At 71.8% G+C, this 21306-nt stretch carries 15 protein-coding genes; 10 read left to right on the top strand and 5 right to left on the bottom strand.

Annotated elements, in window-relative coordinates:
- Positions 1 to 271 precede the first annotated feature (271 nt).
- Together ACFYW7_RS07545 and ACFYW7_RS07550 are read right to left on the bottom strand one after the other, a co-directional pair.
- The gene (locus tag ACFYW7_RS07545) at positions 272 to 1183 is read right to left on the bottom strand and encodes a GlxA family transcriptional regulator (RefSeq protein WP_389499062.1); all 912 of its coding nucleotides are present in this window, start codon (positions 1181 to 1183) and stop codon (positions 272 to 274) included.
- A 10-nt stretch (positions 1184 to 1193) separates the two neighbouring features.
- The gene (locus ACFYW7_RS07550) at positions 1194 to 1793 is read right to left on the bottom strand and encodes a cysteine hydrolase family protein (protein WP_389499064.1); all 600 of its coding nucleotides are present in this window, start codon (positions 1791 to 1793) and stop codon (positions 1194 to 1196) included.
- Between the two features lie 273 nt (positions 1794 to 2066).
- Here ACFYW7_RS07550 and ACFYW7_RS07555 point away from each other — a divergent pair, with 273 nt between their 5' ends.
- The 8 genes from ACFYW7_RS07555 (at position 2067) to ACFYW7_RS07590 (ending at position 12188) form a co-directional block, all read left to right on the top strand.
- Entirely contained in the window at positions 2067 to 2765 is a 699-nt protein-coding gene (locus tag ACFYW7_RS07555; protein ID WP_389499067.1) for an RNA polymerase sigma factor, read from the top strand.
- Positions 2762 to 3859, top strand: coding sequence for a CU044_5270 family protein (locus ACFYW7_RS07560; protein ID WP_389499069.1), 1098 nt, complete (start codon positions 2762 to 2764; stop codon positions 3857 to 3859). The genes ACFYW7_RS07555 and ACFYW7_RS07560 overlap by 4 nt, the downstream gene beginning before the upstream one ends.
- Before the next feature lie 343 nt (positions 3860 to 4202).
- The gene (locus ACFYW7_RS07565; protein WP_389499071.1) at positions 4203 to 4655 is read left to right on the top strand and encodes a phospholipase; all 453 of its coding nucleotides are present in this window, start codon (positions 4203 to 4205) and stop codon (positions 4653 to 4655) included.
- Between the two features lie 241 nt (positions 4656 to 4896).
- Positions 4897 to 5607: a lipoprotein gene (locus ACFYW7_RS07570; RefSeq protein ID WP_389499073.1), complete on the top strand. Its 711-nt coding sequence runs from the start codon at positions 4897 to 4899 to the stop codon at positions 5605 to 5607.
- A 358-nt stretch (positions 5608 to 5965) separates the two neighbouring features.
- Positions 5966 to 6517, top strand: coding sequence for a three-helix bundle dimerization domain-containing protein (locus ACFYW7_RS07575; protein WP_389499075.1), 552 nt, complete (start codon positions 5966 to 5968; stop codon positions 6515 to 6517).
- A 38-nt stretch (positions 6518 to 6555) separates the two neighbouring features.
- Positions 6556 to 7593 (top strand): polyphosphate kinase 2 family protein, encoded by a 1038-nt coding sequence (locus tag ACFYW7_RS07580; protein ID WP_389499077.1) that lies wholly within the window; start codon positions 6556 to 6558, stop codon positions 7591 to 7593.
- A 48-nt stretch (positions 7594 to 7641) separates the two neighbouring features.
- A complete protein-coding gene (locus tag ACFYW7_RS07585; RefSeq protein WP_389499079.1) occupies positions 7642 to 10365 on the top strand; it encodes a cation-translocating P-type ATPase in 2724 nt (907 codons plus the stop codon).
- 56 nt (positions 10366 to 10421) lie between these two features.
- A complete protein-coding gene (locus ACFYW7_RS07590) occupies positions 10422 to 12188 on the top strand; it encodes a SulP family inorganic anion transporter (protein WP_389499081.1) in 1767 nt (588 codons plus the stop codon).
- 81 nt (positions 12189 to 12269) lie between these two features.
- On the opposite strand, the gene ACFYW7_RS07595 is transcribed toward ACFYW7_RS07590, so the two are convergent.
- Entirely contained in the window at positions 12270 to 14735 is a 2466-nt protein-coding gene (locus ACFYW7_RS07595; RefSeq protein WP_389499083.1) for a SpoIIE family protein phosphatase, read from the bottom strand.
- Between the two features lie 354 nt (positions 14736 to 15089).
- Between ACFYW7_RS07595 and ACFYW7_RS07600 the strand changes: the two genes are divergently transcribed.
- Positions 15090 to 17156, top strand: coding sequence for a SpoIIE family protein phosphatase (locus ACFYW7_RS07600; protein WP_389499086.1), 2067 nt, complete (start codon positions 15090 to 15092; stop codon positions 17154 to 17156).
- 86 nt (positions 17157 to 17242) lie between these two features.
- Here the strand turns inward: ACFYW7_RS07600 and ACFYW7_RS07605 are convergent, their stop codons facing one another.
- Both ACFYW7_RS07605 and ACFYW7_RS07610 read right to left on the bottom strand, forming a co-directional pair.
- Positions 17243 to 18241 (bottom strand): YhjD/YihY/BrkB family envelope integrity protein, encoded by a 999-nt coding sequence (locus tag ACFYW7_RS07605; RefSeq protein WP_389499088.1) that lies wholly within the window; start codon positions 18239 to 18241, stop codon positions 17243 to 17245.
- A gap of 264 nt (positions 18242 to 18505) precedes the next feature.
- Complete coding sequence (locus ACFYW7_RS07610; RefSeq protein ID WP_389499090.1) at positions 18506 to 20602, bottom strand: SpoIIE family protein phosphatase; 2097 nt, start codon at positions 20600 to 20602, stop codon at positions 18506 to 18508.
- A 260-nt stretch (positions 20603 to 20862) separates the two neighbouring features.
- Between ACFYW7_RS07610 and ACFYW7_RS07615 the strand changes: the two genes are divergently transcribed.
- Entirely contained in the window at positions 20863 to 21144 is a 282-nt protein-coding gene (locus ACFYW7_RS07615) for a glutaredoxin domain-containing protein (RefSeq protein ID WP_389499092.1), read from the top strand.
- Positions 21145 to 21306: the final 162 nt, after the last annotated feature.

A 21306-nucleotide genomic window follows, 5' to 3' on the forward strand; every position in this document is an offset into this window, starting at 1 on the left:
AGGCCCGCTCACGACCCATGTGCATGAGTGTGCTCAAGACTCATGTGCATGGGTGTGCGCCCAAGGCACATGTGCATGGGTGTGCGCCCAAGGCCCATGTACACGCGTGCGCCCGAGGCCCATGTACACGCGTGCGCCCGAGGCCCATGTACATGTGCGGGGGTGGGAAGTTCGCCGGGGAGGGAGGTGCACCGGTGTGCTCGGTTCCTGCCTGGCGGCGCACCGGGCAGAGACCCTCTACGCCCGCGACTCGCTTGCCCACTGCACCGGTTCAGCCCGCGCGGGCCCTGAGGCGGCGCAGCATGCGGGCGTCCTCGAAGCCCACCGCGCGGGCGGCGGAGTCGACGGTGGCGCCGTGCCCGATGAGGTGCTCGGCGCGTTCCAGACGCAGGGCCTGCTGATAGCGCAGCGGTGTGAGGCCGCCGGTCGCGCGGGTGAAGAGGCGGGTGAGCGTGCGTTCGCTGACGCCGAGGGAGGCGGCCAGGTCGGGCAGGGGTACCGGCCGGTCGAAGCGGGCGTCGAGGAGGTCCTGCGCCCGGTGCACGACGTCGTCCAGGTGGGAGCGGTACCGGAGCATCGCGCTGGCCTGGGGCTCGTGGCCGTTGCGCCGTGCGTAGACCACCATGTCCCGGGCCACCCGCGCGCCGACGGCCGGACCGTGCCGGGTGGCGACCAGGTGCAGGGCCAGATCGATCCCGCTGGCGATGCCCGCCGAGGTGACCACGCGGTCGTCCTCGGTGTACAGGACGTCGCGGACCACGACCGCCCGGGGGTGGCGGCGGGCGAGGTCGTCCTGGACGTCGTGGTGCGTGGTGCAGCGGCGGCCGTCGAGCAGTCCGGCCCGGCCGAGCGCGTCGGCCCCCGCGCAGACGCTGGCGACGGTACCTCCCCCGGCGTGGTGGTCGCGAAGGACGCGCAGGGCGCCTGCGCCGATGGCGGGCCGGTCGGTCAGGCCGAGTGACCGCCAGCCGGGCACCACGATCAGGTCCTCGGGACCGAGTCCGGGCCAGTCGAGCCGGGCCAGCAGCGGCAGGCCCTGGGCGCTGGTGACCTGGGGCCGCTCGGCGACGTAGTCGAGGGTGTAGGGGTGCCCGAAGCCGGTGGCCGTGGAGAAGACCTGGGCGGGGCCGGCCAGGTCCAGCAGATGGACTCCGGGCACCAGGAAGAACACGACGCGGCTCACGATCCGGCCATCATGCCCGAGACTCGGCCTGGTTCTCCAGTTCGTCGACCGTGGCGATGGTGGCGAAGCGCCCCGCCAGGGCGTACTCGGTGCGCCTGATGACCTCCTCGGCGCTCAGGGTCCGGGGGTCCGCCAGCAGTTCCGCCACGCTCCGGTCGGCGGGGGCGTCGCGGTGCGGGATGGGGTTCGTCGCGGTGGCGTCGGTGACGAAGGTGACCGCGTAGCCGAGGTCGCTCGCGAGTCGGGTGGTGGTCTCCACACACTGCTCGGTACGGATGCCGCAGACGGTCAGCTCGCGTACGCCGCGCTCGGTGAGCAGTTGCTGGAGGTTGGTGGTGGTGAAGGCGTTGTGGGAGGTCTTGTGGATCAGTGGTTCGCCGTCCTGGCGCCGGAGTTCGTCCATCAGCCGGACGTGGCCGAGTGCGGGGTCGAACACGTCGCCGCTGCCGGGCTCCGAGTGCAGCACCCACACGACGGTGTCGCCGGACCGCCGGGCGAGCCGGACCAGCCGGTCCACCTTGTGGGCGATCTTCGGGTCGGAGACGGTCTCCCACAGCGGACGGGCGCGGAAGGATTCCTGGACATCGATGACAAGCAGGGCTCGGGTCATGTCCCCACTCTGACCGGCGCCCGCCCTTCTTCGACAGAGCTCATCGGGTCCGGGGGCGGACCGATCCGGTCACGTCGGTGACTCGAGCGGCAGGGGCGCCGCGACAGGCGGCCGCGCGGGCCGTGGACCCACCGGGAACGACACGCGAGAAGCGCTCGTGTCAGGCTTCGGCCCGGTGTCGGGCGGCCGGACGGCGCCTCCGCCGTTCCGTGTGACGCGGATCACGGGAACCCGGGGTGCGCGGATCGACAGGCAAGGGAGGTGAGCACTGACATGCGTACCCGGATACGGGCCGGGGATCCGAGCGCGTTCGCGGAGCTGTACGACAGCTACGCGCGCGCCGTCTACAACCATGCCTTCCGCCTCACCGCCGACTGGTCCGCGGCGGAGGACGTGATGGCCGAGACCTTCATGGAGGTGTGGCGGCTGCGTGACCGGGTCGACGCCGAGGGCGGCTCCCTGCGGCCGTGGCTGCTGGGCGTGGCGACCAACGTCGCCCGTGGCCACCATCGCAGCAACCGGCGCTACCGGGCCGCGGCGAACGCCGCCGCGAAGGCCGAGACCGCGCTGCCCGACCACGCCGACGAGGTGGCGGGCCGGCTCGACGACCGACGACGTATCGCCGCCGCCCTGAGCGCACTTGCCGCACTGCGCAGACCCGAGCGCGAGGTCCTGACGCTGTGCCTCTGGGAGGGGCTGGAGTACACGGCCGCGGCCGAGGCGCTCGGCATCGCCGTCGGAACGGTGCGCTCACGCCTCTCCCGCGCACGCGCCAAATTGCGCAGACTCACCGAGGCCGAACTCGGCGGCCGGCCTGCCGCCCGGGCGGCGCCGGCCCCGGACACGGATGACCTCGCCGAGAGGCGCGCGGGAAAACCCGTACGAGGAAATCGGGAACTCGGCCCGCCGGATCGACAGACAAGAGGAGAACACATCCACTCGATCCGGCCCGTATCGGAAGGAAATCGATGAAAGCGACCCAGTCCCGGCAGAGTCCGGCCGAGTGGGAGGAGAGCGCGCCTCTCCTCCCGCAGACTGCGCGCGATCTCCCGGCGGGCCGTCACCAGTTCCACAAGGAGCGTTTGATGGCCCACATCCAGCAGGACACCCAGCGGGACGCGAGCACCACGAAGACCGCCCCCGCCCTGCCGAAGCCCCGAGGGTTCCGCCTGCTGCGCCCGGCGTTCGCACTGCCCGCGATGGCGCTGGCCGGCGCGGCCGTCGCCGGGACGCTGCTGATCGACAGCGGCGTGCACAGCGACGGTCTCGCCACCGGACCCGCGGCGGTCGTCCCCGTCGGCGCCACGACCACCAAGGGCCTGCCGCGGCTGATCGACCAGGTCTCCCTGGCGGCGGCCGAGGAGACCCACCCCACGGTCGGGCCCGGCCAGTACGTCTACATCGAGTCCCAGACGTCCGACACCTTCGTGAAGACGGTCGGCGACGACAGCAGCCTCGCCAGCTACGCGCTGCACCGGCGCCAGATCTGGCGGTCCGCCGACGGCACCAAGGGCTGGCTGATCGACGCGGCCTCCAACGACAGCGCCGAGGGCGAGACGCTGAGCCTGCCCGACGAGCGGGGCGACACCCCCGAGGCCGGCCTGAACCACCCGTCGTACGACTTCCTGGCCCGGCTGACCACCGACCCCGACGAGCTGCTGAAGGTGATCTACAAGGAGACCGCGGGACAGGGCAACACCCCCGACCAGGAGGCGTTCACCACGATCGGTGACCTGCTCGGCGAGAGCTACCCGCCCGCGGAGCTCTACCCGGCCCTGTTCAAGGCCGCCGCGAAGATCCCGGGCGTGGTCGTGGTGAACGACGCCAAGGACGCGCTCGGCCGCTCGGGCGTCGCGGTGGCGCGGCTGGACGAGACCAGCGGCGAACGCGAGGAGTGGATCTTCGACAAGAAGACCCACGTCTTCCTCGGCGAGCGGACCGTGCAGGTCAAGTCGGTCACCCAGGACGGGGTCGTCATCAAGCCCGGCACCGTCCGCTTCACCCACGCCATCACCGAGCGCGCGATCGTCGACGGCATGAAGCAGACCCCCGGGCAGAAGGGCTGAGGTTCCACCGCCACGGGCCGACACACATCACCGCCCACCGGCCCCGTGGCCGCGGTCCCAGGACCGCGGCCACGGGGCCGCGGCGGTCCGGTCCCGACCGGCAGTCCTCACCCGGAGGTTCGCCGAAGAGGTCGGCCCATGTCATCCGCGTTCCCGATCGGCAGGGAACACATCCAGCCATAGTCCGCCATGGTGGTAGCAACCATGAGGCGCGTCCGAACAACTCCCCTGAATTAATTGATTGTTGGGTCCCAAGCCCTATGCAAGAAGGGTCGTGATGCCGATCATTCCTGTCATGAACCTGCAGCCCGACGGGCGGGTCGCAGCCTCATGGAGGTGTGGGATGCACCAAAAACTCGCCACCGGAATCGCTGCCTCGGTCATGGCCCTGGCAACCATCACGGCGACCGCTACAGCCGCCAGCGCCGCCCCTGCCGACAAGCCCCAGGTCCTGTCCAGTTGGACCCAGACCAGCGCGTCGAGCTACAACACCTGGGTCGCCGCACGAGGGAACCAAGGGGCCTGGTCGGCCTACGCGTTCGACTGGTCCACCGACTACTGTTCCACCTCGCCGGACAACCCACTGGGTTTCCCCTTCGCCACCTCATGTGCCCGCCACGACTTCGGCTACCGCAACTACAAGGCCGCCGGCTCCTTCTCCGCCAACAAGGCGCGCCTCGACAGCGCCTTCTACGAGGACCTCAAGCGGGTGTGCAACGCGTACAGCGGCGCCACGAAGACCACCTGCAACAGCACGGCCTGGACCTACTACCAGGCGGTCAAGGCCCTCGGCTGACCCACACACGGACAGGGAGCGCCGAGCCGCGCGCAGGCCGGACATGACATGTGTCCCGCCGACTCCCTGATGTGATGTGTGTCGACCGCCTTCCGCCGACGTCCGGTTGATGTGTCGTCGACCGTGTCCGGCAGGTTCCGTCCACCCGGTCCGCGGGTGAAGGTGAACCGGCGTCACCCGCCCCGTACCGCCACCCGTGCCCTCGTCTACATTGTCCCACCGGACTTGAGGGGAGCACATCATGGGTGCACGGGCATGGGGCGGGTGGCGCGGACTGGCGGGCGTTGCCCTGTTGACCACGGTGTCGACGGGCTGTTCGGAGGCTGCGGAGGAGAAGCCGAAGGGGTCCGTGAGCGCGACGCCCACGAGCGAGGCCTCCGGTGTCACCGGCACGGTGGCCAGGAGCGGGGGCACCCTCGGCCCCGCGGACTCGGAGTGCGAACTCCCCGTCAGCTTCGACACTGCCGAGGACTGGAGCCCGAAGGCCGTCGCCGCGGCCGCACGGGACACCGCCTCGACCGGCTCGGACGACTCCGGCTCCCCCGAGGACGAGCTGTCGGACGAACTCGCCGACGCGCTGCTCCGGCAGGGACCGGTCACGCTCGTCTGCGAGATCGACGCCAAGCCCGCCGGCAACATCGGCTTCCTGAGGGTGTGGACCGGGAAGCCGGGCGCCGATGACGCCCGCACCGTGCTGAAGGCCTTCGTGGCCGCCGGGACGGGCGCGAGCAAGGCGACCTACCGCACCTTCGAGGCGGGTGGCCTGTCCGGCACCGAGGTGGAGTACGTCTCCACCAGCGAGCTGCTCGACGAGTCGAAGAAGGAGTCCGCCTTCGCCGTCACCACCGACGACGGCCCCGTCGTCGTCCATCTCGGCGGGCTGGACACCGAGGAACACAAGGAGATGCTCCCCGCCTACCGGCTCGCCCGGCAGACCCTGCGCGTCGGATGACCTCCACGAACTGATCGGGGGACGCGCCACCCCCACGCCCACCCCCATCCGCGCCGCTCTCGCAGGCGCCGCGTTCGCGCCTCGTTCGCGCCTCGAACACGCATCGCCCCGAACCGGGCCGCTCCTCGCCCGTCCGCGCGAGGAGCGGCCCGGTTTCGACACCCGCGCCCGTGCCACGGCAAGTCCCCCACCAGGGCTCGGCGTCCGTGAGGCGGTTTCGACCGGACGGTCCCAGAATGAGGGGGACGGCCCCGTACGCGGCCGTCGAGCCGTCTTGAGGCGGTCGGATCGGGACCGTCGGCCACGCGGTCGCCGGCCCCCGGGACCTGAGTCCTTCGAGCGCGCGGGTGGTTGAGCGATGAAGACGGACGAGCCGGCCTCCACGGCCGACGAGAGCGGCGCCCAGGGGGAGACGAGTCGCGTCGCCGTTCCGGCCGCGGGCACCGTTCCCGACCGGTCGGGCGGCACCGCTCCGGCCTCCCCCTCCCCTGCCGGCGCCCGGCCGGCGGCGCCGTCGGCCGGCGGCGAGAACCTCCGCCGGGAGGAGGCCGTAGCCCTCCTTCGCCTGACGGAGCGGTTGAAGGCCGCGTACCCCTTCGTCGATCCGTCCGCCGTGGACCGGACGGTCGCCACAGCCCACGCCTCGTTCCGGCAGGCGAAGGTCAGGACGTACGTCCCGATCCTCGTCGAGCGGCGGGTCCGCGTGCTGCTGGACGCCGTCGGCCACGGGGAGGCGGTCTCCGTGCCGGCGGACGTCGGTGGCCCGGCGGCGACACGGCCGCCGGTGGCCGACACGAGGGAGCAGCCGTCCGGGAGGCCGGCCCGCTCCGCCCTGCGCGACCGCTGGATACCCGCCGGGCTCCGGCCCGCGCACGCGTCCGGTCTGGGTGGTGCCGGTGAACGCTCATGACCGCACGACACGCACGGCGGCAGGAAGGGCGGGTCGCCATGACGGATGACCGGGCCGAACGGATCGCGCGGCTCATCGAACCGCTGCGGGTGGAACCGGGATCGCGGGTGGACCTGGGCGAGGACTTCGATCCCCGCTACAAGGGCGGGCTGAAGAAGAAGCACGGCGTGGAACTGCTGGAGACGGGCGTGTCCCTGCTCGCCGAGTACCAGGAGCGGCTGGCCGCCCAGGACACGTACGGAGTACTGCTCTGCCTCCAGTCGCTCGACGCCGGGGGCAAGGACGGCACGATCCGGCACGTCATGAGCGGGGTGAACCCGCAGGGCGTCAAGGTGAGCAGCTTCAAGCAGCCTTCCGCCGAGGAGCTCGACCACGACTACCTGTGGCGGTACGCCGCCAGGCTGCCCGCCCGTGGCGACATCGCGATCTTCAACCGTTCGCACTACGAGGAGGTGCTCGTCGTCCGCGTGCACCCCGAGGTCCTGGACCGGCAGCGGCTGCCGGCGGACGTGTGCGGGCCCGACATCTGGGATCGCCGCTACCAGGCCGTCAACGGCTGGGAACGCTACCTGACGGACAACGGGTTCAAGGTCGTCAAGATCTTCTTGAACCTGTCCAAGGAGGAACAGCGGACCCGCTTCATGAAGCGGCTCGACCTGCCGGAGAAGAACTGGAAGTTCTCCGCCGCCGATGTCCGGGAGCGCCGGCGGTGGGACGAGTACCAGCACGCGTTCTCCGAGATGCTCTCGCGGACCAGTACGCCGTGGGCGCCCTGGTACGTCGTCCCGGCGGACCGGAAGTGGTTCGCGCGCATCTGCACCGCGGCGGTGCTGGCCCACACCCTGATGGACATCGACCCCCGCTACCCCGTCGTGGGCAAGGAGGCCCGCAAGGGCCTCCGGGCCGCCCGGCGGGAGCTGGAGGCCGACTCGCCCGAGGGCGCGCCCGCCGATCCCTACGCGGCCACGCACCCGCTCCCCCAGGGAAGCGACGGGCGGCGCCGCGGCGGCCGTACGGCGAAGGGGAAGCGGGCGTCCGCCGCGGGCCGGCGGACCGGGAAGGGCGGACGGAGTTGAGCCCGCGGGCTCACGGACGGCGGACCGGATCCAGATCGGAGAGCTCAGATGGGGATGCAGTCGAGTGGCCCGACGGCTCCGGAGCGTGTCGCTCCGGAGCTCTGGTACGCGCGTTCACCGCGGGAAGTCGCGTCGGCTTTCGGTGTCGATCCCGCGTCCGGACTCACCGCGGCGCGGGCCGCCGAACTGCTGGCCGAGAACGGGCCGAACGCTCTGCCCGAGGAGAAGCCGAGACCGGCGTGGCGTCGGTTCGTCGAGCAGTACCGCAGCTACATGCAGATCGTCCTCGTGGTGGCGGCGGTCGTGTCGCTCGCGATCGCCGAGTGGAGCACCGCGATCCTGCTCGTCCTGCTGACGCTGCTGAACGCGGTCGTGGGCCTGCGGCAGGAGGGGAAGGCCGAGAGCGCGATGAACGCGCTGAAGTCCATGATGACGGCGACGGCCCGCGTGCGGCGGGACGGCACCGAGTCGGAGATCCCGGCGGAGGGGCTGGTCGTCGGCGATGTCGTGCTCATCTCCGCCGGGGACCAGGTCCCGGCGGACGGTCGGATCATCGAGGCCCACTCGTTGCAGATCGACGAGTCGGCCCTCACCGGCGAGAGCGTCCCCGCCTCGAAGGACGACGCGACCCTGCCGGAAGTCCTGCTCGGGCCGGGGGACCAGTCGAACACGGCCTTCATGCATACCCCGGTCACCCACGGCAGCGGTGTCGTCGTCGTCACCGCGACGGGGGAGGGCACCGAACTCGGAAAGATCTCCGAGATGCTGTCGGCGACCGAGAAGGAGGAGGCGCCGCTCACCAGGGAACTGGACAACCTGACCCTGTGGATCACGGCCGCGGCGGGCCTGACCATGATCGTGATGTTCGCGCTCGGACGCAGCCGCGACCAGGCGTGGGACGCGCTGTTCGTCAGCGCGGTCTCCCTGGCCATCGCCGCCATTCCCGAGGCCCTGCCCACGGTGACCCAGGCGATCCTGTCCGTCGGCAGTCTCAACCTGGCGAAGCGCAACGCGATCGTGAAGGAGCTGCCGTCCGTCCAGACGCTGGCGTTCACTTCGGCGATCAACTCGGACAAGACCGGCACGCTGACGATGAACCAGGTGACGGCGGTGGAGATCGTGACCCCCGCCGACCGGTACACGGTCTCGGGCACGGGGTACGGCCTCGAAGGGCGGATCCAGCACGCCGCGGGTTCCTCCGCGAGCGTCGAGGAGGTGATCCTCCCGTACGTCGTGGCGAACGACGCGAAGCTGGTGGACGGCGAGGTGGTGGGCGATCCCACCGAGGGCGCCTTCCTGGTGCTGGCGCACAAGGCCGGGCTGGACCTCGACGCCACGCACGAGCGGTTGCCCCGGCTCGCCACCCTGCCCTTCGACCCGACCTACAAGCTGATGGCCACCTTCAACTCCACCGTCGACTCCGCCGGGCGTCCCGTGGTGCGCTGTTTCGTCAAGGGCGCGGCTCCGGCGGTGACCGCCCGCGCGGTCACCGCGCTGTCGGACGGCGCGACCGTCCCGTGGGACGCCGAGCTCGGCCGGCGGGCCGACGAACAGTCGACGCGGATGGGCGGTGAGGGACGCCGGGTGATGGCGGCCGCGACCCGGGACCTGGACCCGGCCGACTTCGATCCCGGCGGCGACCTGCTCGGCTACGTCACCGGCCTGCGCATGACCAGTCTGGTCGGGATGGTCGACCCGCCGCGCGCGGAGTCCAAGGCCGCCGTGGCCGCCGCGCAGGCCGCCCACATCCGGGTCCGGATGGTGACCGGGGACGACGTCACCACCGGTGCCGCCATCGCCCGGCAGCTCGGCATCCCGGGCGAGGCGGTCCTCGGCGCCGACTTCGCGGCGATGACGGAGCGGGAACAGCTGGCCCGTATCGACGACATCGGTGTGGTGGGGCGGGTGGCGCCGGAGCACAAGGTGCTGCTCTCGGACACGCTCAAGAAGAAGGGTCATGTCGTCGCGATGACCGGCGATGGCGTCAACGACGCTCCCGCCATCAAGTCCGCCGACATCGGCATCGCCATGGGCAGCGGTACGGACGTGGCGAAGAACTCGGCGCGGATGATCCTGTCCGACGACAACTTCGCGACGATCGTCTACGCCGTGGAGCAGGGCCGCAAGCTCTACGACAACCTCACCAAGTACATCCGCTTCGTGCTGCTGTTGCTGGTCACGTTCGTCCTGACGTTCCTCGGGGCCACCATCTTCAACATCGCGGCCGGTGAACCCTTCACCCCGCCCCAGGTGCTGTGGATCCACTTCGTGGTCAACGCCTCGTTCGGGTTCGCGCTCGGCTTCGACCAGGAGAGCGCGGGGCTCATGCGGCGCAGGCCGCGCCCTCGGGGGGAGTCGGTGCTGACCCGGCCCGTGCTGGTGACGGTCTGCCTCAGCGGGCTGGCGATCACGCTCATCCTGCTCGGGCTGGTCAAGCTGGGCGAGTCCCGCTTCGACAGTGTCCCCATCGGCAACTCGATGGCGTTCACGGCGTTCGCGCTCTGCCTGATCGTGGCCGCGTTCGAATGCCGGAGCGAGACGGACTCGGTGCTGACGACGAGCACCTTCGACAGCAAGCACATGAACTGGACGGCACTGGCCCAGTTCGTCCTCGCGGTCCTGGTCACCCAGATGGACGGGTTCCGGCACATCCTCGGTACCACCGAGATCACCCTGGGGCAGTTCGGCTGGGCCCTGTTGTCCGCCGTCGCGCTCCTGGTGCTGTGGGAGGTGGGTAAGCTCATCGCCCGCAGGGCGCGGCCCACCGGGTGAGCGCGCCCGCCCGCTGTCCGTGACGCGCGCGGCGCGGACCGACCCGAAGGACACGCGTGTCGAAGCAGCCCGGCCCGCCAGGCGGAGGGTGGCGCCGTGCCGTGCCGGCGGTGCCCGGCCTCGCGGTGCTGCGCGGGTACCGGCGGAGCTGGCTGCGCGGGGACCTGCTGGCCGGGGTCACGGTCGCGGCCTATCTGGTGCCTCAGGTCATGGCGTACGCGAGTGTCGCGGGGCTGCCGCCCGTCGTGGGTCTGTGGGCGATCCTGCCCGCCATCGTGCTGTACGCGCTGCTGGGTTCGTCCCGGCTGCTGTCGGTGGGGCCCGAGTCGACGACGGCGCTGATGACCGCCACCGTCGTGGGTCCGCTCGCGGGCGGCGATCCCGCGCGGTACGCGGTGCTGGCCTCCGCGCTGGCCGTCGCGGTGGGGCTGATGTGTCTCGTGGCGTGGGCGGCCCGGCTGGGTTTCGTGGCCGACCTGCTCTCCCGGCCCGTGCTCATCGGGTATCTGGCGGGCGTGGCACTGATCATGACGGTGGACCAGCTCACCAAGCTCACCGGCGTACCGACGGACGGTTCGGGGTTCTTCCCGAAGCTCGCCTCCTTCTTCGGGAACCTGGACGAGATCCATCCCGCGACGGTGGTCTTCAGCGCCGTGACGCTGGTCTTCCTGTACCTGGCCACGCGGTGGCGCTGGAAGATCCCGGGTCCGCTGCTGGCGCTCGTCCTCGGTACGGCCGTGGTCGCGGTGTTCGACCTCCAGGACCGCGGCCTGGAGGTGATCGGGGAGATTCCGGCCGGGCTGCCGCGCCCCGACCTGCCCCCTCTCGACACGCTGCCCGAACTGCTGCTGCCCGCCGTCGGTGTCCTGCTCGTGGGTTACACCGACTTCATCCTGACCGCGCGCGCCTTCACCACCGACGACGACGGTCAGTCGCTGGACGCGAACCAGGAACTGCTGGCTCTGGGTACCGTGAACCTCGGCTCCGGCGTCCTCCAGGGGTTCCCGGTGAGCAGCAGCGCCAGCCGTACGGCGCTCGCACAGTCGACGGGCGCTCACAGCCAGGCGTACGGGCTCACCGCCGGGGTCTCCGTGCTGGCCGTCCTGCTGTTCCTGAGTCCCCTGCTCACCAACACCCCCAAGGCCGTTCTCGGTGCGCTGGTCGTCTACGCCGCGATCCGGATGATCGACCTGGCCGGCTTCCGGCGGCTGGCGTCCTTCCGGCTCCGGGAACTCCTGCTGGCCCTCGGCTGCCTGGTCGGAGTCCTCGCCCTGGACATCCTGTACGGGGTTCTCGTGGCCGTGGGCCTGTCGGTCGCCGAGCTGCTGAGCAGGGTGGCGCGGCCCCACGACGCGATCCAGGGGCTGGTGCCCGGCATGGCGGGCATGCACGACGTCGACGACTTCCCCGACGCCGAGGTGATCCCCGGCCTGGTGGTGTACCGCTACGACTCCCCGCTGTTCTTCGCCAACGCCGAGGACTTCAGGCGCAGTGCGCTGGACGCGGTGGCCGGGCAGGACGTCCCGGTCAGGTGGTTCGTCCTCAACGCGGAGGCCAACGTGGAGGTGGACATCACCGCGCTGGACTCGCTGGACACGTTGCGGCGCGAACTCACGGGGCGCGGCGTCGAGTTCGCGATGGCGCGGGTCAAGCAGGATCTGCGCGACGACCTGGACGCCTACGGGCTGAGCGAGTCCGTCGGCGAGGAGCGGATCTTCCCCACGCTGCCCACCGCGGTCGCCGCGTACCGTGCCTGGTGCCGCGACCACGAGGGTGATCCCGGCCCCGGCCCGGCGGAGCGCCCGGCGGCCGACAGCGGCTGAGACGGCGGGCGCCGCCGAGGCCGCCTGGACCCTGTCGTCCCTCGGGCAAGGGCACCTGGCCCGCCGCGCGGTCCGGGCGGGCTACGGGATCTCCTGTTCGGCCCAGATGACCTTGCCCTCGGCCGTGTGGCGAGCGCCCCAGCGATGCGCGAGCTGGGCCACCAGGAAGAGGCCCCGGCCGCCCTCGTCGGTGCTCCGGGCGTGCCTCAGCCGCGGGGCGGTACTGCTGGCGTCGGAGACCTCGCAGGTCAGCCGGGAGTCACGCAACATCCGCAGCCGGATGGGCGGTTCGGCGTAGCGGATCGCGTTGGTGACCAGTTCGCTCACGATGAGTTCCGTCGTCATGGTCAGTTCCGCCAGGCCCCACGTCTCGACCACGCGGGTGGCCCGGGCCCGCATGTCGGAGACCTGGGCGGGGTCCACCGGCACCTCCCACGAGACGACGTGGTCGTCCCCCAGGGTGTGCGTGCGCGCGAGGAGCAGGGCGATGTCGTCGGGCTGGGGTACGGGCACGAGCTGACGCACCGCGGCCGAGCACAGCGTCTCGAGGTCCGGCTCCGGGCCGGCGAGGAGTTCCCCGAGCCGGGCCATGCCCAACTCCATGTCGTAGTGCGCTCCTTCGACCAGGCCGTCGGTGTAGAGACCGATCAGGCTGTTCTCGGCGAGCTCGATCTCATGGGTCTCGAACGCCATCCCGCCGAGCCCGAGCGGAGGCCCGGCGGGCAGCTCGGGAAAGGAGAACCGTCCGTCGGGGGTGACGACGACGGGGGGCGGATGTCCGGCGCGGGCCATCGCGCAGCGCCTGGTGACGGGATCGTAGACGGCGTACAGGCAGGTGGCTCCGAGGAAGGAGGCGTTCGTGCTCCGGTCGGACTCATGCTCATGGGTCCACTCCTCGCTCAGCCGGAGCACGAGGTCGTCGAGGTGCGCCAGCAGTTCGTCGGGGGGCATCTCCATGTCGGCGAGGGTCTGGACCGCGGTGCGCAGCCGGCCCATGGTGGCCGCGGCGGTGATGCCGTGGCCGACCACGTCGCCGACGACCAGGCCGACTCGGGCGCCGGACAGCGGGATGACGTCGAACCAGTCGCCGCCGACCCCGCCGGACGGGTCCGCGGGCAGGTAGGAGGAGGCCACCTCCAGCGCCGTCCCGCCCGTCAGGGCGTGCGGCAGCAGGCTGCGCTGCAGGGTGACGGCCGCCGTGTGTTCCCGGGTGTAGCGGCGGGCGTTGTCGACGCACAGCGCGGCGCGGGCCACCACCTCACGTGCCAGCAGGACGTCGTCGGGCTGGAACGAGACGGGATTGACGGACCGGACGAACGTGGTGAGGCCGAGGGCGGTGTTGCGGGCCCGCATCGGCACGGAGATGAGGGAGTGCAGCCCGTAGCGGCGCATGCTCTCCGCTCGCGCGGGCTCCTCGGCGATCCACAGGTCGTCGGACGGATCGAGGATCTGGACGAGGACGGGTTCGCCGTTGGTGAGCAGGTGCACGTCGTGCGGCGGCGGGAGGAAGTCCGCCCGGTCCCCGATCTGTGCCACGGCCTCCGGGCAGCCCTCCCGCACCGAGCTCATTCCGGCGCGCCGCATCAACGGTTTGGCGGGGGCCGGTCCGGCGTCCGAGAGCCAGGTTCCGTGCCCCTCGGTGCTGAGGACGGACTCCAGGAGGTCGACGACGACGAAGTCCGCGAAACGGGGTACGGCGAAGTCCGCGAGCTCCTGTGCCGTGCGCATGACGTCGAGGGTCCGGCCGATGGTGGTCCCCGCTTCGTTGACCAGTGACAGGAGCCGCCGGGCGTTCCACCGCTCGGTGACGTCCAGGACCATGTAGCACACCCCGGTGTAGGAGTTGTCGACGCCGAGCAGCGGGAAGAACGAGGTGGAGAAGGCGTGCTGGCGGTGCGGGTCGGCCCAGCTCCATCCCAGGTACTCGTAGTCGATCACCGGATCGCCGGTCGCCAGGACCTTGTGCATCAGCCCTTCGATGGTCTCCGCCTGCATCCCCGGCAGCAGTTCGGTCAGCCGGCGCCCGAGCCGCTGTTCCCGGGGGATACCGCCCAGGTGTTCCAGGGTGTCGTTCATCCAGACGTAGCGCAGTTGCAGGTCCAGCACCGCCATGCCGACCGGCGAACGGGTCAGGAACCCGTCGAGGAAGGACGGGCCCACCGTCCACTGCCGTCTGAGCGCCCGGGCCGAGATCAGAAAACACTCGTCCGCGCCGATCCCGAAGGACGCGGACACGCGCAGGTCGACGTCGACCCGGCGGCCGTCGCGGTGGCGTACGGCGATGACGCCGCTCCAGCCCATGCCCGCGCGGCAGCGTTCCGCGATGCCCGCCGCGCGCCGGGGGTCCCTGGGCATCGCGAGCAGATGCGCAGCCGGGGAGCCGACCATCTCGGCCGCGGGGAAGCCGAGAAGCGATTCGGCGCCCCTGGTCCAGCCCACCACCACCCCGTCGCCGGACACCACCACCGCCGCGTCCGTGGACGCGTCGAGGGGATCGCCCGGTCCTTCGGACACGGGCGCGTCGGGATCTTCTCGCGCAGAATCCATGAGGCTCATCCTTTACAGGAACCATGTTCCTGCTAGTCCGTCCGATGTGCACGGTCCGGCGGACGATCGACGGGCGGGAGCGGGCCGCGCGCTTCCCGGGGCCCGGCGCCGACGGGCCGGGAACGGTCACGCGACGGCTGATCGCCGCGGGGACCGGGTCCACCCCGTCCGGCGCCCTCGGCGACGTCGGTGCGCGGCGCCCTCCTGGTCGACCTGAGCATGCCAACCCCTCGTTCTGGAGTGGGCAAGGACGGGAGCAGGGCGCAGCATGGAAGGGCCGGGGTCGGTGGACTCGTGCGCGGCTGCGGCGACGAAGCCCGGCACACCGCGCCGGCCGGCGGAGGAGGGCCAGGGATGACAGCCGATTCCCCGCAGTCCGACAGTGGCGGCTACGAATCCGAGGCGTCCCGGCCGACCGGTCTGCTGGACGTGCTCAGCGTGGGCGCGATGGTCCTCGACGTCGAGGGCCGCATCGTGTTCTGGACGCCCCAGGCCGAGGAGCTCATCGGCTACTCGGCGGAGGAGGCTCTGGGCAAGTACGCGGCGCGCCTGATCATCCACCCCGAGCACATGCAGTCCGTCACGAAGCTGTTCGCCGACGTGCTGGAGACGGGGCGCAGTTGGGCCGGCGCCTTCCCCATCCGCCACAAGGACGGCAGCACCCGGCTGATGGAGTTCCGCAACATGCGGCTCCTGGACGACGTCGGGGACGTCTACGCCCTGGGCATCGCGGCCGACCACACCCTGCTCCAGCGGGTGGAGACCGATCTGGCGCTGTGCGAGCAGCTCATCAGCCAGTCCCCCATCGGGCTGGCCCTGATGGACCCCGAGCTGCGCTATCTCATGGTCAATCCGGCGTTGGAGCGGATCGACGGCATCCCCGCCGAGGACCACATCGGGCGCCATCTGCGGGAGACCCTGCCCTTCCCCGACGTGGACACGGTCGAGTCCGCGCTGCGGCAGGTGCTCACCACGGGCACACCGCTGCTGGACCAGTACCACGTGGGCCGTCCCCCGGCCGATCCCGAGCACGAGCACGCCTGGTCGCTGTCGTTCTACCGGCTGGAGGATCCGGGCGGGCGGGTCCTGGGCGCGGCCGCCTCGGTCGTCGACGTGACCGAGCGCCATCGGGCCGCGGCCGAGGCGGACCGGGCACGGCGGCGGCTCGCGCTCATCGCCGAGGCCTCGACGCGCGTCGGCACCACGCTGGAGGTGGAGCAGACCGCCCGCGAACTGGCCGAGATCGCCGCCCCCGGGCTGGCCGACGTGGTCGCCGTGGACGTCCTCGACTCCGCCCTGGCCTGCCGCCGCAAGCGCAGACCGGACAACGGCCCGGAGTTCTTCCGCGCGCTCGCCCTCAAGGCGTCGCATCCCACGCCGGCGCTGCGCGCCGCGGACCCGCCCGGTGACGTCGCCGCCTACGACGGCGACCGGATGGTGACGCTGTGCGTCCACACGGGCCGGCCCGTGCTGGTGCGGCACGTCGGGGAACAGGACCTGCCGCGCATCGCCCGCGACGCCGAGGGCACCGCGCTGCTGGCCCGGGCGGGCGTCCACTCCTACCTGGCCGTGCCGCTCATCGCACACGGTGAGGTCCTCGGCGCGCTCGACCTGAAGCGCACCAGGAACCCGCTCCCCTTCGACGACGACGACGTGGTCCTGGCTACCGAGCTGGCCACCCGTGCCGCCGTGGCCATCGACAACGCCCGGTGGTTCCAGAGCGTGCGCAACACCGCCGTCACCCTCCAGCGCAGCCTGCTGCCCGAGCACCCGCCGCATCTCACCGGTCTGGAGGTCGCCTCCCGCTACCAGCCCGCCCAGGCCACCAGCGAGGTGGGCGGCGACTGGTACGACGTGATTCCGCTGACCGACGACCGGACCGCGCTGGTCGTCGGCGACGTCATGGGCAACGGCATCGACGCCGCCGCCACCATGGGTCGGCTGCGGACCGCCACCTGCGCCTACGCCGACCTGGATCTCGATCCGGGTGACGTGCTCCAGCACCTCGACAAGATCACCTGCGACCTGGAGCACTACATCGTCACCTGTCTCTACGCCGTGTACGACCCCCGGACGAGGCGGTGCCGCATCGCCAACGCCGGACACATGCCGCCCGCGCTGGCCCGTCCCGGCGCGGCTCCCACCCTGCTGGACCTGCCGACGGGTGCCCCGCTCGGCGTCGGCGGCATCCCGTTCGAGACCACCACGGTCGAGTTCGAGCCCGGCGATCTGCTCGTCCTCTACACGGACGGCCTCGTCGAGACCCGGCTGCACGCCATCGACGACCGCCTGAACGTCCTCCTCGGCTTCCTCGACGAACCCGGCCGGGCGCTCGAGGAGATCTGCGACCTCCTCCTGTACGGCCTGCGCAACTCCGACGACCACGACGACGTCGCCCTCCTGGTCGCCCGCGCGAAGTAGGTGCCGGGCGCCGGGACGGGCACCGGACGCGGAGCACGGCAGGGCGGCGCGGACCCGCTCCCCCGGGACGGCGCGCCGACGCCGGCCTACGGCTTCCGCGCGTCCTTGGAGCGCCGGTGGGAGACCTGCTCGCGGGTGGTGCGCCACCGGGACCGGGCCTGTTCGACCACGCTGTCCCACTGGCGGCGGACCTCGTCGTCGGAGGGCCGGTCGCCCCCGCGGATCCGGACGAGTTCCTCCCGCATCTCGCGTCCCAGGGCCGCCGAGGCCACGATGACGAACATCGCGGCGAAGAGCGCCGAGATCATCGCGAACACGGCACCGACCGCTCCGTAGCGCGCCGCGTAGGAGTTGAACAGGCGGGGGAGGTAGACGGTCGCGCCGACCGAGTAGACGGCGGTCAGGGCGGCCGCGGTGATGCCGAAGGGCAGCAGGTCGCGCCAGGGGATCCGTTTCGCGGACAGGGCCCAGCCGCTCCAGACGAGGAAGGCGACGCTCACCGGCACCTCGCAGGCGGCGGCCACCAGCTCCAGCCGGGACCCCCCGAGGATCGCGTGGAGCCATCCGGTGAGTCCCGCGTAGGCACCGAGCGCGAGGATCCACCACAGCCCGTTGCGGGTGTTGCGCACGCTCAGCGGGGTCAGTTGCCAGGTCTGCTCGAAGAGTCGCTGTGCCGCGCGGGCGAAGCTCAGCGAGGAGACGACGAGGAAGAGACTCCCGAAGACCCCCACGCCCGCGCTGGTTCCCTCGGTGGGGGCGAAGAGCGACCTGACGGCCGCGGCGCCCTGCCCGGTGAGGCTGTAGCGCATGATGATCCGCTCGGCGGCATCGTAGTCCGAGAAGTTGCTCAGCAGGGCGCCGCAGAGGATCGTCAGCGGGATGATCGCGGTGAGCGCGCTGGAGGCGAGGGCCATCGAGCGGTCGAAGCCCACGATCTTCTGGAACCGGTTGACGACCCGCAGCGCGAAGGCGGGACGCAGCCAGAACGTCAGCGTTCTGACGAGGCGCTCGCGATTGATGCCCGCCGTCCTGTCCTCCGTGATGTCGGGCCGCTGTGGCGCTGCGAGCGTAACGGACGGGCGCACGGACGGCGGGGACGACACGGTCGGGTGCCGGCGTCCGGCGTCCGGCGTCCGGCGTCCGGCGTCCGGCGTCCGGCGTCCGGCGTCCGGCGTCCGGCGTCCGGCGTCCGGGCAGACGATCACGGCCGTGCCGCCGGAGGGGGGCGGCCGTCCTGAGGAACCGTCAGGTGCGGGCGGCTCCGCGCGGAAGAGGGCCGCCGGGTGCCGGCGCGGCACCGACGGGGGCGCGGGTGGCGAGTGCGGCGCCCGCGGGGTTCCCGAGTGCGCTCAGACGTCGTCCTCGGAGAGGGCGATCTCCGCCCAGATGGTCTTTCCCCGCGACTCGGGCCGGGTGCCCCAACGGCGGCTGACCTGCCAGGTGAGATAGAGGCCCCGGCCGCCCTCGTCGAACTCCTCGGCGTGGCGCAGGTGCGGCGCGGTACTGCTGTCGTCGGCGACCTCGCAGACGACGACCGTTCCGTCGAGGATGAGCCGCACGTCGATGGGACCGTCCGAGTACCGGACCGCGTTGGTGACGAGTTCACTGACCACCAGGGTGGCGGTGAAGGCGTACGCTCCCAGTCCCCACTCCTCCAGTTGGCGCTCGGCGTGGGCGCGGGCGTCGGCGACGGCCGCGGGGTCGTTGGGCAGGGTCCACGATCCGATCCGGTCGGGGCGCAGGGCGCGGGTGCGGGCCAGCAGCAGCACCGCGTCGTTCTCCGCGGGCTCCGGCGTCAGCGTGTAGAGCACCTCGTCGCAGATCTCCTGCAAAGGCCGGTCGGCCGGCAGCAACGCACCGCTGATGCGGACCAGTTGCTCCGCCGGGTCGTCCGAGACGGCACGCAGCATGGCCGTGTTGGACATCAGGAGGAGGCTGCCCTCGGGGAGCTCGAACTCGGAGGTGTCGAACTTCGCCAGACCGCGCCCGAGGGGCGGCCCGGCGTGCACCACGGCGTACTCGGCGGTCCCGTCGGGCAGGGCCAGCACCGGTGGCGGATGCCCTGCGCTCGCGACGGAGCAGCGGCGGGTCACGGGACTGTAGACGAGGTAGAGGCAGGAGGTGTCCTGGGGCTGGTCCTCGGCAGCGGCGTCCGGCGGGCGGGGCCGCTCCCCGCGCAGGCGGGTCACCAGGGCGTGCAGCCGTTCCAGGACCTCGTCGGGCGCCAGGTCGAGGACGGCCAGCGCACTGATCGCGGCCCTCACCTCGCCCATGGTGGCGGCGGCTCTCAGCCCTCGGCCGGCCGTGTCACCCGTCACCAGGGCCACCCGCGCCCCGGACAACGGGATGACGTCGAACCAGTCCCCGCCGGCGCCGAGCGGACAGTAGCTGTGGGCGGTCTCCACCGCGAGGTGGCCGTCGACCGGGGACGGTCGCAGGCTGAGCTGGAGGATGCGGGCCGCCGACCGCTCCCTGGTGTACAGCCGGGCGTTGTCCAGGCACAGGGCCACCCGGTCGGCGAGTTCCGCCGCCAGCGCGAGGTCGCCGTCGTCGAACGGCTGCGGGGTGCCGGCCCGGTAGCAGTGCGCCACCCCGATCACGGAGCCGCGGGCGGCCAGCGGCAGCACGAGCAGCGAATGCGCGTCCGCGCCGATCATGCGGCGCCCGCGCACCGGCTCCCGCGCCAGCCAGTCGGCGTCGGGGCTCAACCGGGCGACGATCCGCGGCTGGAGGTCGGACAGACCCTGCGCGAAGGGTGTCGCCGCGGACAGCCCGATCGCCTCGCCGATGGAGGGGAGGTGCGGCTCGGCGTCCGGTACGACCGAGCGGCGGCCCGTGCATCTCAGCGCCCCGTACTCCAGGACGGTTCCGGCCGCGGAGACCTCGCCCCGCAGGACGGAGTCCAGCACCTCGACCACGACCGTGTCGGCCAGCGCGGGCACCATCTCGTCGGCGAACTCCTGGGCCGTACGGAAGATGTCCAGCGTCGTGCCGATGCGCCCGCTCGCCCGCTCCAGCAGGGCCAGCCGCGCCCGCGCCCGCTGCCGCTCGGTGATGTCCACGACCGACGTCGCCACCCCCAGGACGCCACCGGCCGCGTCCTCCAGCCGGAAGCAGGAGACCGACAGCACGAGTTCGGGCGAGTCGGGGCTCAGATGACCCCGCACCTCGACGTCCAGCGCCGGCACTCCCGTGTCCAGGACCTCGAGCACGGTCGCCTCGTAGGCTCCGGTGTAGAAGTCACCGGCCCATTCCCTCGGGTGCCGCCCCAGGGCCTCCTCCAGGGCGAACGCCCGGACGAAGCGGGCCGCCGTGTTGAACCGCAGCAGTCGCAACTGCGTGTCCAGCACGTGGAGGCCGACGGGGGATTCGGAGAAGAGGGCGCCCAGAACGGCTTCGTCCAGCTCCGACGTCGGTCGGTCATGTCCGTCCCACGATGCACCCATGCCACTTCCGTAGACCGTTGCTCACCCGTGCAATCCCGTTTGCCAGATTTCCACCATATTCGTTGGGCCGGGCCGCGCGACCGGAGCACCGCCTGTGCGTCGATACGCCCGTCGAATCGCACGGCGGCGCCCTCACAACGCCCCCTCCGGCCACTGCCCCTCCCCCTCGGACCCCCGGCCCTCGGACGCCGGACCCCCTGGGCACCACCGCGCCCCTCCTCTACGCTGCCCCGAGCACCGTGACGATCAAGGGGAGACCGATGGCCGGGAACGACGAGGGCGTGGTCGTCTACTGGCGGCCCCTGTGCCCGTACTGCATGAGACTGCGCCTGCGGCTGCGCTTCAGCCGGTTGCGGTACACCGAGAGGAACATCTGGGCGGACCCCGAGGCGGCGGCCTTCGTGCGCTCGGTCGCCGACGGCAACGAGACCGTCCCGACCGTGACCGTGGCGGGTCACGCGATGGTGAACCCGTCGAAGAAGCGGCTCATGGAAGCGGTCGCGACGCACGCGCCGCAGTCGCTCTCCAGGCGCGGCTCCTGACGCTCCGGCCTTCGCCGTCACCGTCCCGGACGGCCTTACACGGCAGGGGAGTTCGACTCCCGTCGGCCGTCGGAGCCGAAGGTCCGGAAGACGGCCCCTTCCGCGCTGGAGCCCGCGGGGATCCACCGGTCTCCTTCTGCGGCCGTCCGCCACCGGCCGTAG

It is taken from the genome of Streptomyces sp. NPDC002580, from assembly GCF_042889485.1.
In the GTDB taxonomy this organism is placed as follows: domain Bacteria; phylum Actinomycetota; class Actinomycetes; order Streptomycetales; family Streptomycetaceae; genus Streptomyces.

Bases quoted from the DNA above. Each gene is read 5' to 3' on its own strand.
- ACFYW7_RS07560 (WP_389499069.1), top strand. From the start codon at position 2,762: ATGAAAGCGACCCAGTCCCGGCAGAGTCCGGCCGAGTGGGAGGAGAGC.
- ACFYW7_RS07595 (WP_389499083.1), bottom strand. From the start codon at position 14,735: ATGGATTCTGCGCGAGAAGATCCCGACGCGCCCGTGTCCGAAGGACCG.
- ACFYW7_RS07600 (WP_389499086.1), top strand. From the start codon at position 15,090: ATGACAGCCGATTCCCCGCAGTCCGACAGTGGCGGCTACGAATCCGAG.
- ACFYW7_RS07570 (WP_389499073.1), top strand. From the start codon at position 4,897: ATGGGTGCACGGGCATGGGGCGGGTGGCGCGGACTGGCGGGCGTTGCC.
- ACFYW7_RS07550 (WP_389499064.1), bottom strand. From the start codon at position 1,793: ATGACCCGAGCCCTGCTTGTCATCGATGTCCAGGAATCCTTCCGCGCC.
- ACFYW7_RS07615 (WP_389499092.1), top strand. From the start codon at position 20,863: ATGGCCGGGAACGACGAGGGCGTGGTCGTCTACTGGCGGCCCCTGTGC.
- ACFYW7_RS07580 (WP_389499077.1), top strand. From the start codon at position 6,556: ATGACGGATGACCGGGCCGAACGGATCGCGCGGCTCATCGAACCGCTG.
- ACFYW7_RS07585 (WP_389499079.1), top strand. From the start codon at position 7,642: ATGGGGATGCAGTCGAGTGGCCCGACGGCTCCGGAGCGTGTCGCTCCG.
- ACFYW7_RS07565 (WP_389499071.1), top strand. From the start codon at position 4,203: ATGCACCAAAAACTCGCCACCGGAATCGCTGCCTCGGTCATGGCCCTG.
- ACFYW7_RS07610 (WP_389499090.1), bottom strand. From the start codon at position 20,602: ATGGGTGCATCGTGGGACGGACATGACCGACCGACGTCGGAGCTGGAC.
- ACFYW7_RS07575 (WP_389499075.1), top strand. From the start codon at position 5,966: ATGAAGACGGACGAGCCGGCCTCCACGGCCGACGAGAGCGGCGCCCAG.
- ACFYW7_RS07555 (WP_389499067.1), top strand. From the start codon at position 2,067: ATGCGTACCCGGATACGGGCCGGGGATCCGAGCGCGTTCGCGGAGCTG.